Origin of the sequence: Devosia naphthalenivorans, from assembly GCF_003056355.1 — a bacterium.
GTDB lineage: Bacteria > Pseudomonadota > Alphaproteobacteria > Rhizobiales > Devosiaceae > Devosia > Devosia naphthalenivorans.
The window spans coordinates 489,823-509,027 of the sequence record NZ_PYVW01000002.1 but is presented as its reverse complement, the minus strand read 5'-3'; the positions used below and the strand labels follow the sequence as shown (position 1 = coordinate 509,027).

Sequence of the window (19,205 nt, the reverse complement as noted above, 5' to 3'; positions counted from 1 at the left end):
CCAGCGCCGGGGCTTTTTGTTGCAGCCCGTTGTATCGGAGTGGCTCGGTAACACCGATGTACGTTCTTGCATGGAACCGCCGTGCCACGCATCTATGGGGCAGCAGAGGTAGGTTATCATGCAACTCGGACTTTACTCCTTCGCCGAAAACACCCCCGATCCGCTCAACGGCAATTATCTGCAAAGCCCTGCCGAGCGGTTGAAGGACTTGCTGGAAGAAATCGAGCTGGCCGACCAGCTTGGCCTTGATTTCTACGGGCTGGGCGAGCACCACCGGCCGGACTATACCGCCTCGGCGCCGGTCACCATCCTGGCCGCCGCTGCGGCCCGTACCAAGTCCATTCGCCTGTCGACGGCCGTGACGGTCCTGAGCTCGGAAGATCCCATCCGGGTCTATCAGCAGTTCGCGACCCTGGATAATCTCAGCAACGGCCGGGCCGAGATCATGGCCGGGCGTGGCTCGTTCATCGAGAGCTTTCCCCTGTTTGGGCTCGATCTCAACGACTACGACAGCCTGTTCGAGGAAAAGCTCGAAATGCTGCTGGCCATCCGCGAGGGCGGCAAGGTCAACTGGCCCGGCGGGCAGCACACCAAGCCCATTCCGGGGCTGGCCATCTATCCGGTGCCCGTGCAGCAGCCATTGCCATTGTGGATCGCGGTAGGCGGCACGCCCAATTCAGTGGCCCGCGCGGCCTATTACGGCCTGCCCCTGATGATCGCCATCATCGGCGGCCAGCCGCGTCAGTTCGCGCCGCTGGTGGATTTCTATCGCGAAACCGCTACCAAAGCCGGAAAGAACGCGGCAACGCTGCCGGTCGGCATTTCCTCGCATGGCTTCATCGCCCAAGACAGCCAGGATGCACGCGACATCGCCTTCCCGGCGCACAGCGAAGCAATGGGCCGCATCGGCAAGGAACGCGGCTGGCCGCCCAGCACCCGCGCCCAGTTCGACGCGAGCGCATCCCCCAACGGCGCCTATTTCATGGGCTCGCCGCAGGAGATCATCGACAAGATCCTGATGCAGCACGAATGGTTCAAGCACGACCGCTTCGGCCTGCAATTCAGCGTCGGCACCCTGCCCCACGACAAAATCATGAAAGCCATCGAGCTCTATGGCACGGTCGTGAAGCCAGCCGTGGACAAGGCGTTGGCCTGATAGTTCTGCGCCGTCCACAGCGTCATTCCCGCGAAAGCGGGAACCTCACTTCATCACAAGAGGAGGTTCCCGCTTTCGCGGGAATGACGCCGTGAGTGCCGCCCCCTACTTCCCCGACCGCTTGAGCGACTTGATCTCGAGCGGTGGCAGGCCGGATTTCTCGGAAATGGCGCGATCCTGCTCCATGATTGCGCCACGTGCCGGCTCGTCGCCGTCAAGACCGCCAAGTAGGCTGGCATCCACCTTGCGGTTGGAACGCTGGCTGCCATCTTCATAGATGACGTCGAACATCACGAATTCGCTGCGTGCAGTTGGCTTCCTGGCCATGGGTATTCTCCTGTGCGTAAGGCCGGCCTCGCAGGACAGTGATGTCCGCAAGGGCCGCAAAAACAAATGAATAAGGCTAGAGGGCTAGCGGAAAATCGCTTCGCCCTGCTCGTCGATGATCTGGCGGCCCTTGGCGATTGCCAGGACGATCAGGTCATCGCGGGAACTCATGCGGTCGGCGCGCACGAAGCGGTAAGTCTTGAGCTCGCCGCCGACTTCTTTTTCGATCGTGCCGGCCAGCTGCAATTCGCTGCCGGCCTTCATCTCGATGGCCTTGATCAGGAAGCCCTTGTGGCTTTCCTCCCCCAGCACCTTGTCCCCGGCGGGCTCTGCGGTCGACGAACCACCACCGAACAGATTTTTCCAGAACGACATGGTCCGTCTCCTTTCGTTTGGTCAGCGCCTGCGGCGGACCGGCAGCGGCAATTGCAGTTCGCCGCGTTTTTCCATTTCCTCACGCAGCCAATCGGGCGAGAGGTCGAAGTGGTTGGGCCAGGTCGGCACCCCGTTCTTGAGCTCCACGGTGCCAAAGAACCGCCGATCCCGCAACGGCTCGGTCCCTTCCCCGCGCTCGCCGATCATCGGCGCCGCATCGAAAGTCCCATATGAGCCATCGTTGAACGTCACCACCAGCTTGAAAGGCACGATGGCCCTGATGCCAGTGAGCTTGAGGCGGGGCTTGCTATCTGAGCTCATCGTCTGGGATACCCGCCAGTTTAGCCAGATGACGAAGCAAACCAGCTTTCAATGGTGTGTTGCCGTGAACCGGCAACGATATTCTCACCGGACTTCCCGAGCGCCCATAGATGTGGTGGCTACCGTTTATTCGAAGCAAGGTCCAGCCGCGCCGTTCGATCATGCGCGCAAAGTCGCGGCCGGAGATTGATTTCATACAGCGATATCCAACTCACGTTCGAAACCGCCATCTGTTTGTTCCGGGTCTACCATCAGGCAGCCCGCAATCGCCTCGCGTATATTGTCGTCAAGCTCCTCAAGCGTTTCCCCCTGGCTGACACAACCAGGAATGGCAGGAACCTCGGCCCAATACCCACCTTCTTCAGCTTCGTGGACGACGATCTTGATTTTCATCGCTGATCCTGACGCTCCTAATTATCCAGGAAGCTGCGCAGCTTCCGGCTCCGGCTTGGGTGCTTGAGCTTGCGCAGCGCCTTGGCTTCGATCTGGCGGATACGCTCGCGCGTCACCGAGAACTGCTGGCCGACTTCCTCCAGCGTGTGATCGGTGTTCATGCCGATGCCGAAGCGCATGCGCAGCACGCGTTCCTCGCGCGGCGTCAGCGACGCCAGCACGCGGGTCGTGGTCTCGCGCAAATTGCTCTGGATCGCGGCGTCGATCGGCTGGATCGCGTTCACGTCCTGGATGAAATCGCCGAGGTTGGAATCTTCCTCGTCGCCAATTGGCGTTTCGAGCGAGATTGGCTCCTTGGCGATCTTGAGCACCTTGCGGACCTTGTCCAAGGGCATCTGCAGCTTTTCGCTGAGTTCCTCGGGCGTCGGCTCGCGGCCGATTTCATGCAGCATCTGGCGCGACGTGCGGACGATCTTGTTGATCGTCTCGATCATGTGCACCGGAATACGGATGGTGCGGGCCTGATCGGCGATCGAGCGGGTGATCGCCTGGCGGATCCACCACGTCGCATAGGTCGAGAACTTGTAGCCGCGGCGATATTCGAACTTATCGACGGCCTTCATCAGCCCGATATTGCCTTCCTGGATCAGGTCCAGGAACTGCAGGCCGCGATTGGTGTACTTCTTGGCAATCGAGATCACGAGGCGAAGGTTGGCTTCCACCATTTCCTTCTTGGCAATGGCTGCTTCCCGTTCGCCCTTCTGCACCTTGTGCACGATGCGGCGGTATTCCCCGATATTGAGGCCCGCTTCGCTCGCCAGCGTTGCGACATCACCACGGATTTCGCGCACGGTGTCGGCTTCGCGACGGGCAAATTCGGCCCAGCCCTTGCCTTCGAAACTGGCAAGGTTAGCTTCCCAGGCCGGGTTCACTTCCTGGCCGTAATAGCTTTCGAGGAATTTCTCGCGCTTCACGCCATAGCTTTCGGCCAGGCGCAGCAGGCGCCCTTCCAGCTTCACCAGGCGCTTGTTGATGTCGTAAAGCTGCTCGACGAGGTTCTCGATACGGCCATTGTTGAGCGACAGCGATTTGACGTCGGCGATCACTTCGGCGCGGAAAGCGTCGATCTTCTTGCGGTCGGCATCGCTGACGGCAGCACCCAGATCCTCGGCGTGACGATCCTGGATCTCGCGCATCTTGCCATAGGCCTCGGCGATGCGATCGAAGGTTTCAACGACCTGCGGCTTGAGTTCGGCTTCCATTGCCGAAAGCGACAGGGCGTTCTCGAACTCGTCGTCGTCATCATCCGGTGCCGGGTCCTGGGGCGCCTGCGGCTCCTCGGGAACATAGTCGTCTTCGGCATTGCCGGTAGCACGACGGGGTGCCGGAGCCGCCTTCGGCTTCTCAGCAACCGCTTCGGCCTTGGGTGCCTGGTAGGCAGCCGACATGTCGGGCGCCGCCTGCTTGGCGTCGGGTCCGGCATAGGTGGCTTCAAGGTCGATAATATCACGCAGCAGAATTTCGCCCTGCGCGAGCTGGTCACGCCAGATGATGATGGCCTGGAAGGTCAGCGGCGATTCGCACAGGCCCTCGATCATGGTCTCGCGACCAGCCTCGATGCGCTTGGCGATGGCGATTTCGCCCTCGCGGCTGAGCAGTTCGACCGAGCCCATTTCGCGCAAATACATGCGAACGGGGTCGTCGGTACGGTCTGCACCGGCCTTGGTGTTGGACGTGGTCGCGACAGCCGTGCTGCTGCTGGAGGTGGCCACTTCCTGGCCCTGGTCTTCTTCGTCCTTCTCGACCTCGGTCTCTTCGACCTCGTCTTCATCGACGACATTGATGCCCATGTCCGAGAACATGGACATGAAGTCCTCGATCTGTTCGGACGAAACTTCGTCCGACGGCATCACGGCGTTCAGCTCTTCATAGGTCACATAGCCGCGTTTCTTCGCGACTTTGATGAGCTTTTTAACGGCGGCATCGTTGACGTCGAGCAGCGGGCTATCGTTCGTCGCCTCTGGGGCGCCGGCTTCCGGCTTCTCGTTGTCTTTGGTCGTGGTCTTTGCAGCTGCCTTGGTGGCCATCTGGTACTCCGTCGGAACCCGTAGCGCCCGGGTCCGAATAAGGCTTTAAGTGGTGACACCTCAAAGCAAGGTAAAGGATAGGTAACCGAGGTGTTAACGCCTCGAGCAGCTACCAGTTCGTCTCAGGAAAAATTTAGCATATCGTCATACGCAAAATCGCGCGTACACACAGGCTTCAGGGAACATTCCCTAAAAACTGCGAGTCGCGCGTCCCGATAACGAACCAAATCCTTCGATCAATGCCTCTGTGCCATCGACAGTGGTAATCTGGTTCTTGATGTCTCGCAGCCTTTCAAAGGTTTCTTCGCTTGGGTCTTCGCCCAGCGCGGCTTCGGCTGCTTTGAGTTCCTTATTTAGCTGAACTTTCTTGTTATGCAAGGCCAGCGCGTGACTCAATCCGATCTGGGCGTCCATTAGGGCGATCTCGGCACCAATCTGCCACACCCCCTGCCTGTTCAGCACATCGCGCATCTGTTCGAGCGCCGGACCATGCCCCCGCACTCCCAATGCCGCCTTGAGATCATCCGCTGAAATATCGTGATGGCGCACCACAAGGCTCAGAATTTCGCTCATCACCTTCTGCGCTACCGGCGTTTCGAAATCCAGCGCCGCCAGGTTCTCGAACTTGTCATCGACCAAAGCCGGATGATTGACCAGGCTCAGGATGATCGTAGCCTCGCGTGGCGTGGCAGTTGCCATATTGCCCGGCTTGAGCAGGCGGGAATTCCGCAAGGTGTCGCTGACCACCAGGCGCGGCGTGCCACGCCCGGGAAAGCCATAGGCGCCACTCTGCCCGTAGCGCTGCTGGCCACCGCGCGGCTCGAACCGGTTCTGCCGCACCGGCGCCAGAAACGCGCGCAGTTTCTCGTCGAACGCCTGCGCATAGTGAAAGCGCACCGAGGAATCCTGTATGGAGTTGGCCCGCTCGCGCAAACGCACCTGCAGCGCCGCCCGCGCCTCTGGAGTTTCCGGCACCAGCCCGCCGGTTTCCATGCTCCAGATCACGTCCGACAGCGAGCGGGCCCGGTCCAGCACATCCGCAAAAGCGCCCCTGCCCTGCGCCTTGATCAGATCGTCGGGGTCCTGCCCCTCGGGCAAAGTCGCGATTCTGACCGTAAACCCCGGCTTGAGGTGCGGCATCACGATGTCGGCTGCACGCTCCGCTGCCTTCAGGCCCGCCTTGTCGCCATCAAAGCACAGGATCGGATCAGGGCTCATGCGCCAGAGTAGTTGCAAATGCTCTTCCGTCAGCGCCGTGCCGAGCGGTGCCACCGTGCCCTCGAAGCCAGCGGCAACGGCCGCGATCACATCGAGATAGCCCTCGACCACCACGACCGAGCTGCCATCCCGCGCCGCCTGCCGTGCAGTCTGTCCATTGTACAGCGTCTGCCGCTTGTGGAAGAGTTCGGTCTCGGGCGAGTTGAGATACTTGGCTGGCACGTCGGCAGACAGCGCCCGGCCGCCAAAGGCGATCACCCGGCCACGAAAATCCATGATCGGAAACATGACGCGGTTGCGGAAACGGTCATAGGTCAGCGGATCATTGTCGCGGCTGGCGACCAGCCCGGTGTCGATCATGTCCTGCGCCGACACACCGTTCTGCGCCAGATGTTCCTTGAGCCCATTGCGGCTATCGGGAGCAAACCCGATGCGAAAGCGAGTCTGGCTTTGCGCAGAAACGCCGCGTTCGAAGAGATAACCCCGGGCACGCGCCCCGATATTGTGCTGCAGCGCCGCCTCGAAATACTTCGTCGCCAGTTCCATGACGTCGATCAGCGACTTGCGCTCGGCCTCGCGTTTCTCCTGTCGCTCGTCTCGCGCCGGCATCGGCACACCGGCCATTCCCGCAAGCTTTTCAACCGCTTCGGGAAAGCTCATGCCGGCCTTTTCGGTCAGAAACCGGAAATGATCCCCCGACACCCCACAGCCAAAGCAATGGTAAATGCCGCGCCGGTCATCGGCATGAAAACTGGGGCTTTTCTCGCCGTGAAACGGGCAGCACGCCCACATATCGCCCTTGGCCGGCTGCGATTTGCGCTTGTCCCAAAGCACATGCTCGCCCACCACCTGCGTGATCGACAGGCGTTGGCGGATTTCATCGAGGAACTGATCCGAAAAGCGCATGGGTTGTTAGATAGGCATTCACGGCGCCCAAGTCACGGGGCGCCGACTTATCCACAGAGAGGATAGCTCAAGCTACCTTGCTGCGCTCATACAGCCGCCAAGCCCAGCCAAACAGGCCAAACGCAAAGATCACCAGCATGACGCCACCAAAGATCATGGCGACCGTGATGCTCACGAGCGGCACGAACAGGAACACCAGGCCCAGCAAAATATAGGAGATGCCCGACAGCACCACCGGCCAGATGCGGGCATAGTGTTCGCGTTCCCGCGTGATCACCACGATCTGCATGATGCCCACGATCAGCGCCGCGATACCGATCAGGGTGCCGAGGAAGGCTATCGTCAGGATTGTCGCGAGGAACGGGCTGAGCAGAATCAATACGCCGAGCAGCAGCGACAACGCGTTGGACACCACGTCGAACCAGTAGTTCCCGCTCTTGCCGCCACCAAAGGTCAGGCTCCACAGGCCGAGCGCGCCATCCACGATGAGCAGGATACCGCCCGCAAGCACCAGCACACCCAGCGCTTCTGTCGGCCAGATAATGGCATAAAGCCCCGCGACCAGCATGAACACGGCCCGCAATGCCGTAGCCGCCGCAAATCGCCGTTTGGTTTTCGCCGAAACGCTCATCTATATCCCCCCGCCTGTGCGCCCGATGCGCCTGCCTCAAGACGAGTGTACTCCATTTCGGAATGCAGCCAAGCGCCTAGCCAATTTACATTTTCTACAATGCTGCGGCTAATTTGTTGATTGCTCAGTTCTCCCCGCTGTGGTTTGAGACTGCTTTAACTTGAAGGCCCGCCTCCACGCGGTTTCAATCATGTCACTCCCCCTTATCGCCCTGTTCCTGGCGGCTTTTGCCTTCGGCACCGCCGAGTTCGTGATTGCCGGCGTCCTGCCCGACGTCGCCACGGGCCTGGGCGTGACCATCCCCGTCGCCGGATATCTGGTGACCGGTTACGCCATCGGCATTGCGATCGGCGGGCCCCTCCTGGCGGTGGCGACCAAGAAACTTTCGCGCAAGACGCTGATCCTGTTGCTGGGCGGTGGCTTCACCATCGGGCAGGTTCTGTGCGCCATCGCGCCTACGCTGGAGATACTCCTCGCGGCCCGCGTGCTGGTCGCCGTCATGCACGGCACCTATTTCGGCATCGCGGCCATCGTGGCAGTCAGCCTTGTGCCTCGTGACAAGCGCGGCTTCGCCGTGGCGCTGATCCTTTCGGGACTCACCGTCTCCAACATTCTGGGCGTGCCCGGCGGCACCGCCATCGGCAATATGTTCGGCTGGCGCGCAACGTTCTGGGCCGTAGGCATCCTCAGCCTCATCGCAACCCTGGCCATCGCCCTGTTCCTCCCGGCCCGCGCGGGCGAGGCAAGCACCGGCGGCAGCTTCAGGCGCGAGTTCAAGGCGCTGGCCCGCCAGCAGATCATTACTTCGCTGATAATCGCCATCCTCGCCATGATCGCGCAATACAGCGTCTTCACCTATATCGCCCCGCTGCTGATCGAAGTGACCGGGCTAGATTCGGGCGTCGTGCCATGGGTGCTGCTGCTTTATGGCGTCGGCTCGACCATCGGCGTCTTCATCGGCGGGCGTCTGTCCGACTGGAAGCTGATGCCTGCTGTCATCACCATACTGATCGTCCAGGTGCTGGCCTTCATACTGCTCTTTGTTGCCGCTCCGCATCCGCTCATCATGGCCGTAGCCGTGGTCATCTGGGGCGGCGCCAATTTCGCAGTCGGCACGCCGATCCAGGCCCGGGTGCTCACCACGGCCAGCGATGCGCCAAACCTGGCATCGGCGCTGATCCCGACCGGCTATAATATCGGCATCGCCATTGGCGCCATGATCGGCGCTGCCGCCATCGAAAGCGGCACCGGCTATGGCAGCCTGCCGCTGATCGGCATCGTTTGCCTCATTGCCGCAGCGCTGGTCGCCATCGCGTCCCATTGGGCCGAATTGCGCATGCCGCAGGCCATCTCCAGCCCGGCCGAATAGCGAAAGGGAGCGTCTGCCGCTCCCTTTGCTTGTTCCTCAGCCTGCCAGTGCAGCCCGCACCTTGCCGCTCGCCTTGCCGAAATCGATCCGGCCGGGATAGTCGACCTTCAACTGGGCAATGACCTTGCCCATGTCCTTGGGCCCTTCGGCCCCCGTGGCCGCGATGGCGGCATTGATGGCAGCTTCCACCTCTTCATCGCTGAGCGCCTTGGGCAGAAACTCGTTGAGGATGTCGATTTCTTCCTTTTCCACCGTCGCCAGATCCGCGCGGCCGGCCTGGGCATAGATGGCAAAGCTCTCTTCGCGCTGCTTCACCATCTTTTGCACGATGGCCAGAATCTCCTCGTTTGTGGCGGGACCCCGGTTCTCCTGGCGGATGGCGATATCCTTGTCCTGGATGGCCGCGGTGATGGCGCGAAGCGTTGCCGTGCGCCGCTGATCGCGGGCCTTGAGGGCGGTCTTGAGACCTTCGCTGAACTGTTCGCGCATGGGTTTTCATCCTCTTGGCTTTGCGTTTCTGGTGCCCATATAGGCATAAACTTGAGGTCGCGCCACTTGCGCTGGACGACCTAGGCTTCTATGACGAGGCCTCAACCGACATACCCCAAACCTTGGAGACCCACCGTGACCGGCTGGCAGCAATCCCCCGCGACCGCAGTTCTGATCCTTGCAGACGGTACGCGCCTGGAAGGCCGCGGTATCGGCGCCATCGGCCATGCGGCCGGCGAAGTGTGCTTCAATACCGCCATGACCGGCTACCAGGAGGTGCTGACCGATCCCTCCTATGCGGGCCAGATCATCACCTTCACCTTCCCCCATATCGGCAATGTCGGCACCAATGACGAGGACATCGAGACGGTCAACATGGCCGCCCTGTCCGGCGTCCGCGGCGTCGTGCTCAAGGCCGATATCACCAACCCATCCAATTACCGCGCCGCCGAAAAGCTCGATGCCTGGCTGAAAAAGCGCAACATCATCGGCATCACAGGTATCGACACCCGCGCCCTGACCGCCCAGATTCGTGAAAACGGCATGCCCAACGGCGTCATCGCTCACGAGCCGACCGGCATGTTCGACGACGCCTCGATCAAGGCCGAACTCAATGCCTTCCCGGGCCTTGAGGGCTTGGACCTCGCCAAGGAAGTGACCACCGCCCAGACCTATCACTGGGACCAGACCGGCTGGCAGTGGGACAAGGGCTACGGCAAGCTCGAAGACCCGCAGTTCCATATCGTGGCCATCGACTACGGCGCCAAGCGCAACATCCTGCGTTGCCTCGCCGATCAGGGCGCCAAGGTCACCGTCGTGCCGGCAACGGCCACGGCCGAAGACGTGCTGGCGCACAATCCCGACGGCATCTTCCTGTCCAACGGCCCCGGCGATCCGGCGGCGACCGGTAAATACGCCGTTCCCACCATCCAGAAGCTGATGGACACCGGCAAGCCCGTGTTCGGCATCTGCCTTGGCCATCAATTGCTCGGCCTTGCCCTGGGCGGTAAGACGTCCAAGATGCACCAGGGCCACCATGGCGCCAACCACCCGGTCAAGGATCTGACCACCGGCAAGGTCGAGATCACCTCGATGAATCACGGTTTCGCCGTGGACAAGGCGAGCCTGCCCGCCGGCGTCACCGAAACCCACATCTCGCTGTTCGACGACACGAACGCCGGCCTCAGCGTCGAAGGCAAGCCGATCTTCTCGGTGCAGTATCACCCCGAAGCAAGCCCCGGCCCACGCGACAGCCATTATCTCTTCACGCGGTTCCTCAACCACGTCCGCGAGCAGAAGGGCCTCGAAAAGCTGCCCGAGCACAAGCCAGCGGCCGCCTGAGGCGTAGCATAATCACCGGGTTGCCCTCGGACTTGATCCGAGGGCCATTTGCCGCTTGTGCCGAGCTGGAAGAGGCCCTCGGATCAAGTCCGAGGGAAGCGCTGCAGTTGGGGTTGCATCGGGAAAATAGCCAGCCTACACATTCCCCGAGAACGTGTCGCAATCCCCCGGATTGCCGGACTGATATCCGCGCTCGAACCAGGTCTTGCGCTGCGCCGAAGTGCCATGGTTGAACGTCTTGGGCACGGCAAAACCCTGCATGCGCTTTTGCAGCGTATCATCACCGATCTGGTCGGCCGCATTCAGCGCCTCCTCGAAATCGCCCTGCTCAACCAGGTTTTGCTGCCCGGCATAATTTGCCCACACGCCAGCATAGCAATCTGCCTGCAACTCGATGCGCACCGAATAGGCATTGGCGTCTTCGGCGCTCATCGCCTGGCGCCGCTGGTTGAATTGGGGCAACACCCCGGTGATGTTCTGGATATGATGGCCCACTTCATGCGCCAGCACATAGGCCTGGGCAAAATCGCCCGGCGCGCCGAACTGCTCGCGCAATTGGTCGTAAAAGCCCAGGTCGATATAAACCTGCTGGTCATTCGGGCAGTAAAACGGTCCGGTGCTGGAATCAGCCTCGCCGCACCCGGTGCTCACAGCGCCGCTAAACAGCACCACTGTGGGTTCGGGATAATCCTCGTTCTGCTGCGCGAACACTTCGCTCCACAGATCCTCGGTTTCCTTGACCACGACGCCCACGAAATCGCGCAGTTCGGCTTCCTCGCCACTCGCCGGCAACTGGCTTGATGAACTGGCCGAAGATGATGGCCCGCTGCTCGAGCCTCCGCTCAGAATATCCATTGGGTTGGTGCCGGTGACGACCCAGATGATGCCGAGCACCACCACAATCCCGATCAGGCTTCCGATACCGCCACGCGAGCCGCGCCCGCCGCCCATGGGCAGCCGTATCCCACCGCCACGGCCAAGACCACCAAGTCCCCCCAAGCCGCCGCCCGTGCGTCCACGGCGATCATCAATGTTGGAACTCTGCTGCCTGCCACGCCACTTCATTGGAACACTCTCCCGTTACCCCCGACCCTAGCAACAAGTCGGCCACATGCCCATCAGTTCCCTGCACGCTAGCTGCATCTACAATCCATGGAACCCCGACAAACTATCCATCTTCTCCCCGCACCAAAACCCTGCGCTATCCTCCCCCATACCAACCTCACGCCCAGCGGGTCGCGCGAACCGGCTAGTGTTGTTGTCAGATGGGGCGGGGATGTCGTGATCCCTGCAGGCAAGCGGAAGTGTTATCGGGTCTATGGCGGCCCGGAGCCAGAGTCGTGCGCGCCGCAAATCCCATCGCATGTGGCGAGGCTTTGTCTCACACACTAAAACTTACCGGGGCAGGGCCTCGCCACGTGCACGCTGACCCAAAACCGCACCCAGGCGGCGCTTCCGCACGTCCATCGTCACAAATTGACCGAACGGTCAAAACTTCTTACCGTCACCGCGCCGCCGTCATCTGAACGTCACCTCTGGACGGCAAGAGCCAACCCGCCGGATCGCTGATCCGGCTGTCCGGGAGCGCGGGGCCCCCGGGCGCTATTTCGGTTCAGCCAAACACTACCACCCGGGAGACGATCCATGAATTTCCTGCCCAAGATATCGCGCCGTACATTCCTCGCAGGTTCCGCCAGCATAGGAGCCATGGCAGCGATGCACCCGTTTGCCGCAATGGCGCAGGCCAACCAGGCCCATTTGCGCATCATCGAGACCACGGACCTGCACGTCGCCGTGTTCGCCTATGATTATTACGCCGATGCGCCCAACGACACGATGGGCCTGGCCCGTACCGCCTCGTTGATCGAAGCCCTTCGCGCCGAAGCGGGCAATTCCATGCTGCTCGACAATGGCGACATCATCCAGGGCAATCCGATGGGCGACTACATCGCCTACGAAAAGGGTCTCGAAGGCAATGTCCACCCCATCATCGCCGCGATGAACACGCTGGGCTATGAAGCCGCGACCTTGGGCAACCACGAATTCAACTACGGCCTTGAATATCTCGACAAGGCATTGGGCGGCGCCGAATTCCCGTTCGTTTCGGCCAATCTGGTGCGTGGTGAACTGGCGGCCGAGCCGCTGAGCGACGACACCTATATCCAGCCCTATCTGATCGTCGAAAAGGAACTGACCGACGGCTCGGGCGCCACCAAGACCATCAAGGTCGGCATCATCGGTTTCCTGCCGCCCCAGATCATGACCTGGGACGCAACCCACCTCACCGGCAAGGTCAACACCCGCGACATCGTCGAAACCGCGACCGCCTACGTGCCCAGGATGCGCGAAGAAGGCGCCGAAATCATCATCGCCCTGTCGCATTCCGGCATTGCTGCTGACCAGACGACCGGCGCCGAAAACGCGTCGCTGCAACTCGCGGCCGTTGATGGCATCGATGTGGTCCTCACCGGCCACCACCACCTGGTCTTCCCCGGCCCCGACTATGAGGGCATCGAAGGCGCCGATATCGAAGCGGGCACGCTCAGCGGCAAGCCCGCCGTCATGGCCGGCTTCTGGGGTTCGCACATGGGCCTGATCGACCTGCTGCTCGAGCAGGATGCAGACGGCAAATGGACGGTCGTGTCTCACACCGCCGAAGCCCGCCCGATCTCCGAACGCGTCGAGGGCAAGGTCAATGCGCTCGTGGAAGACGAGGCCGAGGTCGCCGCCGCCGCGCAGACCGATCACGAGGAAACCATCGACTATATTCGCCGGCCCGTCGGCGAAACTGCCGCCCCGCTCTATTCCTACTTCGCCCTCGTCGCAGACGATCCGTCGGTGCAGATCGTCTCGCAAGCCCAGATTTGGTACATCGAACAGATGATGAAGGGCACCGAATGGGAAAGCCTGCCGATCCTGTCGGCCGCTGCCCCCTTCAAGGCCGGCGGTCGTGGCGGCCCGGACTATTACACCGACGTTCCTGTCGGCCCTGTCGCCATCAAGAATGTGGCTGACCTTTACCTCTATCCCAACACCATCCAGGCCGTCGCCATCACCGGAGCGGACGTCAAGAACTGGCTGGAACGCTCGGCCGGCATCTTCAACCAGATCGAGGCTGGCGCCACCGACGCCGAACTCATCAACCCCGATTTCCCGTCCTATAATTACGACGTGATCGATGGGGTCACCTACAAGATCGATCTCACCCAGCCGTCCAAATACTCCTCGGATGGCAAGGAAGAGCTCAACCCCGATGCCAACCGCATCGTGGACCTGATGTATGACGGCGCCCCGATCGATCCGGCCGCCAAATTCGTCGTTGCCACCAACAATTACCGCGCTGGCGGCGGCGGTACCTTCCCCGGCATCGGGCCGGACGTCATCGTCTTCAAGGGGCCCGATACCAACCGGGACATCATCGTCCGCTATATCGTGGAGAACGGCACGATCGACCCCAAGGCCGACAGCAATTGGTCGCTTGCGCCCATCCCAGATACAACGGTGCTGTTTGCCACCGGTCCCAAGGCGGCCGACTTCGTGGACGATGTCACCGCCATCAAGATCGAAGCCACCGGCGAGACTGACCCCGACGGTTTCGGCATCTATCGCATCACGCTCTAACCCTCTGGGGGCGGTCTTCGGACCGTCCCCTTCTCCTCCAGTTCGAGACCTCGTTCATGCGCACTTTTCTTGCCCTGCTGCTGACCTTCTTCGCCACTGCAGCAATGGCGCAGGAGCGCACGCAGTATGTGCTGGCGGTCAGCTGGCAACCCGCCTTCTGCGAGACCCGGCCCGGCCGTCCGGAGTGCCAGACCCAAACCACTGCCCGCTTCGACGCCGGCAACTTCGCCCTGCACGGTCTTTGGCCGCAGCCGCGCTCCCGTGACTATTGCGGCGTGGACGCACGCACGGTCGCTCTCGACGAAGACGGCGACTGGTTCGAACTGCCCGAGCCCAGAATATCCGCCGCGCTGCGCAAGGAACTGGATCAGGTCATGCCTGGCACCCAATCGGCGCTTGACCGGCACGAATGGATCACGCACGGCACCTGCTACCGGACCGATGCGGAGGAATATTTCCAGGACTCCGTGGATATGCTTGCCGCCCTCAACGCCTCGGCCGTGCGGGATCTCTTCGCCGGCGCCATCGGCGAGCGGCTGACGCAGGGCGACGTGCGTGCCGCGTTCGACACTGCCTTCGGGCCGGGCGCCGGAGACCGGGTCAGGCTCAGTTGCACAAACGACGGCAATCGCCGGCTGATCAACGAATTGACCATTGGCCTCACCGGCGACATCGATGGCCCGGACAGCTTTGCCGACCGCATCATGGATGCCCGCCCCACAAATGGCGGCTGCGACGGCGGCATGGTGGACGCCGCCGGCTTGCAATAGAGCTCAGCTGTCGCTGGAGGCATCCAGCTGTTCGCGCAACCGATGCAGGCTTTCGCGCAGCATTCCGGCAGCTTCCCCATCACCACCCAGCGCCTTGCCGACAGCCAGCGGCACCGCCAGCGCCTTCTCCCGCAGAGCCCTACCCTCTTCGGTCAGATAAATCCGCACCTGCCGCTCATCCTGCTTGTCCCGCTCGCGCCGCAGCAAGCCGCGCGCTTCAAGCCGCTTGACCAGCGGCGTGATCGTGCCGCTATCGAGGAACAATTTATCCCCCAGCGCTTTGACGGTGATACCATCTGTCTCCCATAGCACCAGGAACACCAGGTACTGCGGATAGGTCAGTTCGAGTGCTTCAAGCCGGGGCTTGTAGAACCGGGTGAACGCATGCTCGGCCGCATAAACGGCAAAGCACAGCATGGAATCGAGTTTGAGCGGATCAGCCTGTGCCACGAAGCACCTCCACGAAGGGACATCAGCAATATGACAGAAATTTCTATTGCACACAATTGAATTGTTCGCTATTGGTACTGCGAACACAAGCTGAGGAGCTTCCGATGTCGTCGATTAAATCCGCAGTCTACACCGCCCATGCCCACACCACTGGCGGCCGCACCGGCACCAGCGCCACCGATGATGGCCGCCTGTCGGTCACCCTCGATACGCCCAAGGAAATGGGCGGCAATGGCGGCCCCGGCACCAATCCCGAGCAGTTGTTCGCAGCTGGCTATTCGGCCTGCTTCCTGGGCGCCCTCAAGGCTGTGGCCCGCGGCGAAAAGGTCAAGATTCCAGACGAAACCACCATCGACGCAGCCGTTTCCTTTGGTGACAATGCCAATGGATCGGGCTTCAACATCGCGGTCGAGCTGAAGGTCAATGTCCCCGGCATGGAACACGACCAAGCCCAGGCGCTGGTGGAAAAGGCCCACACGGTCTGCCCCTATTCCAACGCCACCCGCGGCAATGTCGACGTCAAGCTGACCGTCGCCTGAGTATCAATCGCCAATAAAAAAGGGCGCCTTGCTGGGCGCCCTTTTTATTTGATCGGCAGAGCTACTGCCCGTCTGGCGCCACATCGACGCTGACCGCGGGAACGTCCACGTCCACCGTGCCGCCACCGCCGCCATTGTTGTTGAAGAACACCAGATAGGCGATCGCGATCAGGGCAATGGCCACGATCAGGCCGATAATGATCCCCCCCGCACCCGGGCCACCACGGTCTACAACGACAGTTTCACGATCTAGAGGCGCCATCTATTCAACTCCGGTTTTGATTTGGAGCATCAACGATCAGCAATGCCGTCCGTTCCGTCTTCCGTACAGCCGACGCGTTTAGGGTAAATCTTAACGATCCCCCTTCACCGCGACGAAAGACGTCAGCGCTATCCTGGACCGACCCTGCCGGAGTGCCCGCATGTCCACCCCTGCCCTTGCCATATCGACCCTGTCCAAGAGCTTTGACCGCAAGGTCGTCGATGCACTGGACCTCACCGTAAGAGCCGGCGAGTTCTATGCACTGCTCGGCCCCAACGGCGCCGGCAAGACCACCATCCTCCGCATGGTCGCGGGCCTGCTGCAGCCAGACGCCGGTGATATTTCCATCTTCGGCATCGATGCCCGCCGCGATCCCCTTGCCGCCAAGCGCATCGTCGCCTGGGTTTCCGATGAACCCATGGTCTACGACCGGCTAACCCCGCTCGAATATCTCGAATTCGTCGCCGGTCTCTGGCAGATCGATGCAGCGACCGCCCAGGCCAAGGCAAACGAGTTGATCGACTGGCTGGGTCTTAGCCCCCACGCCAACGAACTCTGCGGCGGGTTCTCCAAGGGCATGCTGCAGAAAGTCGCCCTCGCCGGCGCCCTGGTCCACGACCCCAGGCTCATCATCCTCGACGAACCCCTTACCGGGCTAGACGCCGGCTCCGCCCGGCAGGTCAAGGATGTCCTGCTCGGCAAGGTCCGCGATGGCGTCACAGTCATCATGACCACCCATATTCTCGAAGTTGCCGAACGCATGGCAGAACGCATCGGCGTCATCGCTGGCGGCCAGCTGATCGCCGAAGGCACCCTCGGCGAACTGCGCGCCCGCATCGGCAAGCAATCGAGTCTCGAGGACATATTTCTCGATCTGGTCGCCCACGGTGCGGCAGCCGCATGAGCATCGCACCGGCAAGCTTTGGCTGGTTCGTTCGCCACGAACTGAACCTGGCCTGGCGCGAATGGATCGCCATGATGACCGGCGGCCGCCGTGCTCGCGGCATCGGCCTGGCGGTCTTCCTCGCGGCTGTCACCGTCGTGCTGCATCTCATGGCGTTCGGGCTGGTCCTGCCCTGGGTCAAGAGCGGCATCGTCGCCGACAAAACTACCCTCGTCATGCTCACCGGAACCGGCATGCTGTTTTGGACGGTGATGCTGTCGCAGGCGCTGGAGTCGGTCACCCGCGTCTATTATGCGCGCTCCGATCTCGATCTCATCCTCTCTTCCCCCGCCTCCTCCCGCAAGCTCTTCGCCGTCCGCACGTCATCAGTGGCGCTGACGACGATCGTGCTCACCGGCATGCTGGCAAGTCCCCTGATCAACATGCTGGTCTTCCTCGATGGTCCCCACTGGCTGGCAGCCTACGGGGTTCTTGCGGGACTGGGTGCTCTATCGACCGCCATTGCGCTGACCATCACCATGGCCCTGTTCCGCTTCGTCGGCCCCAAACGAACCCGCCTCATCGCGCAAATCGTTGCGGCCCTTGTAGGCGCTGGCTTCGTCATCGGCGTTCAGGCCGCAGCAATCCTCCACTATGGCAACATGTCCCGCTTTGCCCTGTTCCAATCCGCTGACTTGGTAGCCTCCGCACCCGCGCTCGGCAGCCCGCTCTGGCTCCCCGCCCAAGCCGCCATGGGCGATTGGCCTGCCCTCGCGCTGGTACTGGTGACCGGCCTCGGTACCCTGTTGCTCACCATTGCGCTCACGGCATCCAGCTTCGGCCATCATGCCATCTCCGCTGCGGGGCTCAACCACATACGCAGCCAGCGCCGGCCCTCCAGGCGCGCCTTTCGCTCCGGATCGCAGCGCCACGTACTCCGCCTCAAGGAATGGCGGCTGCTGCAGCGCGACCCATGGCTATTGTCACAGACCCTGATGCAGATCCTCTATCTGGTGCCGCCAGCCCTGTTGCTCTGGATGAATTTTGGCGACAGTGCCGGCGCTCTCGTCGTCGTCGTGCCCGTGCTGGTCATGGCCGCAGGCCAATTGGCGGGAGGTCTCTCCTGGCTCGCCATTTCGGGCGAGGATGCGCACGACCTAGTGGTGACAGCCCCGGTGCATCCCCGCACCGTGCTCCGCGCCAAGATCGAAGCTGTCCTGATCGTGATTGCCATCGTGCTCCTGCCGCTCCTTGCGCTGATGGCGCTGACGTCGCCCTATGCAGCGCTGGTCACCGCATTCTGCGCCACGCTGTCGGCCGGTTCCGCCACCGCCATCCAGCTCTGGTTCCGCGTCGCCGCCAAGCGCTCCATGTTCCGCCGCCGGCAGGTTGCTTCCCGCGCCGCCACCTTGAGCGAGGCTTTCGCGTCCATCATGTGGGCGGGCACTGGCGCGCTGCTCGTGGCCCAGCCATGGCTTGCCGTAGGTCCCGCCATCGTGGCAGTTCTCGTACTCCTTCTGGCCAAGCTTATCAGCCCAAGACGAAACCCATGAGCCAACTCACCTTCCGCGACGCAACGCCTGACGACATCGCAGCTATGCTCACCCTCAGTCATGCCGGTGACTGGCGCGGCAGCGAAACGCCACCGCTCGATCCCGCGAGCCTCGCTGATTCCCGCTACCGCGCCGCGTTTGACGAAATCGCCGCCGATCCCAATCATCGCCTGATCGTGGCGGAGAAAGATGGCGAGGTGATCGGCACGCTCCAGATCAGCGTCATTCCCGGCCTGCCGCGTTTCGGCATGAAGCGCGGCGTCCTCGAAAACGTCCATATCCGCGCCGACCAGCGCGGAACCGGCCTTGGCACGCAGATGGTGCAATGGGCGATCGAGCGCTGCCGTGAAGTGGGCTGCGGCATGGTCCAACTGACCTCCAACAAGGTCCGCAAGGATGCCCACCGCTTCTACATGAAGCTCGGCTTCGAGCAGAGCCACGAAGGCTTCAAGCTTATGCTCTGACGAGACTGGTGCATGAGCCGATCAATTCCGGTAAAATGCCCCTTGCTGCT

At 61.8% G+C, this 19,205-nt stretch carries 21 protein-coding genes; 9 read left to right on the top strand and 12 right to left on the bottom strand.

Annotation, left to right across the window (positions count from 1 at the left end; genetic code table 11):
* Window positions 1-118: 118 nt before the first annotated feature.
* Window positions 119-1,156 (top strand): LLM class flavin-dependent oxidoreductase, encoded by a 1,038-nt coding sequence (locus C8264_RS05570; protein WP_108459958.1) that lies wholly within the window; start codon window positions 119-121, stop codon window positions 1,154-1,156.
* A 105-nt stretch (window positions 1,157-1,261) separates the two neighbouring features.
* Here C8264_RS05570 and C8264_RS05565 read toward each other — a convergent pair whose 3' ends face one another.
* From C8264_RS05565 to C8264_RS05530, 8 genes are all read right to left on the bottom strand, one after another.
* Window positions 1,262-1,483 carry a hypothetical protein gene (locus C8264_RS05565; protein ID WP_108459957.1) on the bottom strand — a complete coding sequence of 74 codons (222 nt, stop codon included), beginning with the start codon at window positions 1,481-1,483 and terminating at the stop codon, window positions 1,262-1,264.
* 84 nt (window positions 1,484-1,567) lie between these two features.
* On the bottom strand, window positions 1,568-1,858 hold the full coding sequence (locus C8264_RS05560) for an HlyU family transcriptional regulator (protein ID WP_108459956.1): 291 nt from the start codon (window positions 1,856-1,858) through the stop codon (window positions 1,568-1,570).
* A 21-nt stretch (window positions 1,859-1,879) separates the two neighbouring features.
* Window positions 1,880-2,179, bottom strand: a complete 300-nt coding sequence (locus C8264_RS05555; RefSeq protein ID WP_108459955.1) for a DUF2442 domain-containing protein — start codon at window positions 2,177-2,179, stop codon at window positions 1,880-1,882.
* The gene (locus C8264_RS05550; protein ID WP_108459954.1) at window positions 2,166-2,375 is read right to left on the bottom strand and encodes a type II toxin-antitoxin system HicA family toxin; all 210 of its coding nucleotides are present in this window, start codon (window positions 2,373-2,375) and stop codon (window positions 2,166-2,168) included. The genes C8264_RS05555 and C8264_RS05550 overlap by 14 nt, the downstream gene beginning before the upstream one ends.
* The gene (locus C8264_RS05545; RefSeq protein ID WP_108459953.1) at window positions 2,372-2,572 is read right to left on the bottom strand and encodes a type II toxin-antitoxin system HicB family antitoxin; all 201 of its coding nucleotides are present in this window, start codon (window positions 2,570-2,572) and stop codon (window positions 2,372-2,374) included. The genes C8264_RS05550 and C8264_RS05545 overlap by 4 nt, the downstream gene beginning before the upstream one ends.
* Before the next feature lie 17 nt (window positions 2,573-2,589).
* Window positions 2,590-4,659, bottom strand: coding sequence for an RNA polymerase sigma factor RpoD (gene rpoD / locus C8264_RS05540; RefSeq protein WP_108459952.1), 2,070 nt, complete (start codon window positions 4,657-4,659; stop codon window positions 2,590-2,592).
* 189 nt (window positions 4,660-4,848) lie between these two features.
* Window positions 4,849-6,783 (bottom strand): DNA primase, encoded by a 1,935-nt coding sequence (gene dnaG, locus C8264_RS05535; protein ID WP_108459951.1) that lies wholly within the window; start codon window positions 6,781-6,783, stop codon window positions 4,849-4,851.
* A gap of 67 nt (window positions 6,784-6,850) precedes the next feature.
* Window positions 6,851-7,414, bottom strand: a complete 564-nt coding sequence (locus C8264_RS05530; RefSeq protein ID WP_108459950.1) for an HdeD family acid-resistance protein — start codon at window positions 7,412-7,414, stop codon at window positions 6,851-6,853.
* Window positions 7,415-7,604: 190 nt separating this feature from the next.
* Here C8264_RS05530 and C8264_RS05525 point away from each other — a divergent pair, with 190 nt between their 5' ends.
* Window positions 7,605-8,783: an MFS transporter gene (locus C8264_RS05525; protein ID WP_108460003.1), complete on the top strand. Its 1,179-nt coding sequence runs from the start codon at window positions 7,605-7,607 to the stop codon at window positions 8,781-8,783.
* 36 nt (window positions 8,784-8,819) lie between these two features.
* Here the strand turns inward: C8264_RS05525 and C8264_RS05520 are convergent, their stop codons facing one another.
* Entirely contained in the window at window positions 8,820-9,272 is a 453-nt protein-coding gene (locus tag C8264_RS05520) for a GatB/YqeY domain-containing protein (protein WP_108459949.1), read from the bottom strand.
* 90 nt (window positions 9,273-9,362) lie between these two features.
* Here C8264_RS05520 and carA point away from each other — a divergent pair, with 90 nt between their 5' ends.
* The gene (gene carA, locus C8264_RS05515) at window positions 9,363-10,613 is read left to right on the top strand and encodes a glutamine-hydrolyzing carbamoyl-phosphate synthase small subunit (RefSeq protein WP_108459948.1); all 1,251 of its coding nucleotides are present in this window, start codon (window positions 9,363-9,365) and stop codon (window positions 10,611-10,613) included.
* A gap of 135 nt (window positions 10,614-10,748) precedes the next feature.
* On the opposite strand, the gene ypfJ is transcribed toward carA, so the two are convergent.
* Window positions 10,749-11,678: a KPN_02809 family neutral zinc metallopeptidase gene (gene ypfJ / locus C8264_RS05510; protein ID WP_108459947.1), complete on the bottom strand. Its 930-nt coding sequence runs from the start codon at window positions 11,676-11,678 to the stop codon at window positions 10,749-10,751.
* A 579-nt stretch (window positions 11,679-12,257) separates the two neighbouring features.
* On the opposite strand from ypfJ, the gene C8264_RS05505 reads away from it, so the two are divergent.
* Entirely contained in the window at window positions 12,258-14,234 is a 1,977-nt protein-coding gene (locus C8264_RS05505) for a bifunctional 2',3'-cyclic-nucleotide 2'-phosphodiesterase/3'-nucleotidase (protein WP_108459946.1), read from the top strand.
* 56 nt (window positions 14,235-14,290) lie between these two features.
* On the top strand, window positions 14,291-15,004 hold the full coding sequence (locus C8264_RS05500) for a ribonuclease T2 family protein (RefSeq protein ID WP_108459945.1): 714 nt from the start codon (window positions 14,291-14,293) through the stop codon (window positions 15,002-15,004).
* A gap of 3 nt (window positions 15,005-15,007) precedes the next feature.
* Here the strand turns inward: C8264_RS05500 and C8264_RS05495 are convergent, their stop codons facing one another.
* Entirely contained in the window at window positions 15,008-15,421 is a 414-nt protein-coding gene (locus tag C8264_RS05495) for a MarR family winged helix-turn-helix transcriptional regulator (protein ID WP_108460002.1), read from the bottom strand.
* Between the two features lie 137 nt (window positions 15,422-15,558).
* Here C8264_RS05495 and C8264_RS05490 point away from each other — a divergent pair, with 137 nt between their 5' ends.
* Entirely contained in the window at window positions 15,559-15,993 is a 435-nt protein-coding gene (locus tag C8264_RS05490) for an organic hydroperoxide resistance protein (RefSeq protein ID WP_108459944.1), read from the top strand.
* A 61-nt stretch (window positions 15,994-16,054) separates the two neighbouring features.
* On the opposite strand, the gene C8264_RS05485 is transcribed toward C8264_RS05490, so the two are convergent.
* Window positions 16,055-16,255, bottom strand: coding sequence for a hypothetical protein (locus C8264_RS05485; protein ID WP_108459943.1), 201 nt, complete (start codon window positions 16,253-16,255; stop codon window positions 16,055-16,057).
* 160 nt (window positions 16,256-16,415) lie between these two features.
* Here C8264_RS05485 and C8264_RS05480 point away from each other — a divergent pair, with 160 nt between their 5' ends.
* From C8264_RS05480 to C8264_RS05470, 3 genes are read left to right on the top strand one after another with little or no spacing between them, the layout of a single operon-like run.
* Window positions 16,416-17,159, top strand: coding sequence for an ABC transporter ATP-binding protein (locus tag C8264_RS05480; protein ID WP_108459942.1), 744 nt, complete (start codon window positions 16,416-16,418; stop codon window positions 17,157-17,159).
* Complete coding sequence (locus C8264_RS05475) at window positions 17,156-18,691, top strand: permease (RefSeq protein WP_108459941.1); 1,536 nt, start codon at window positions 17,156-17,158, stop codon at window positions 18,689-18,691. The genes C8264_RS05480 and C8264_RS05475 overlap by 4 nt, the downstream gene beginning before the upstream one ends.
* On the top strand, window positions 18,688-19,155 hold the full coding sequence (locus tag C8264_RS05470; RefSeq protein ID WP_108459940.1) for a GNAT family N-acetyltransferase: 468 nt from the start codon (window positions 18,688-18,690) through the stop codon (window positions 19,153-19,155). Before C8264_RS05475 ends, C8264_RS05470 begins: the two co-directional genes overlap by 4 nt.
* The last annotated feature ends 50 nt before the right edge of the window (window positions 19,156-19,205 follow it).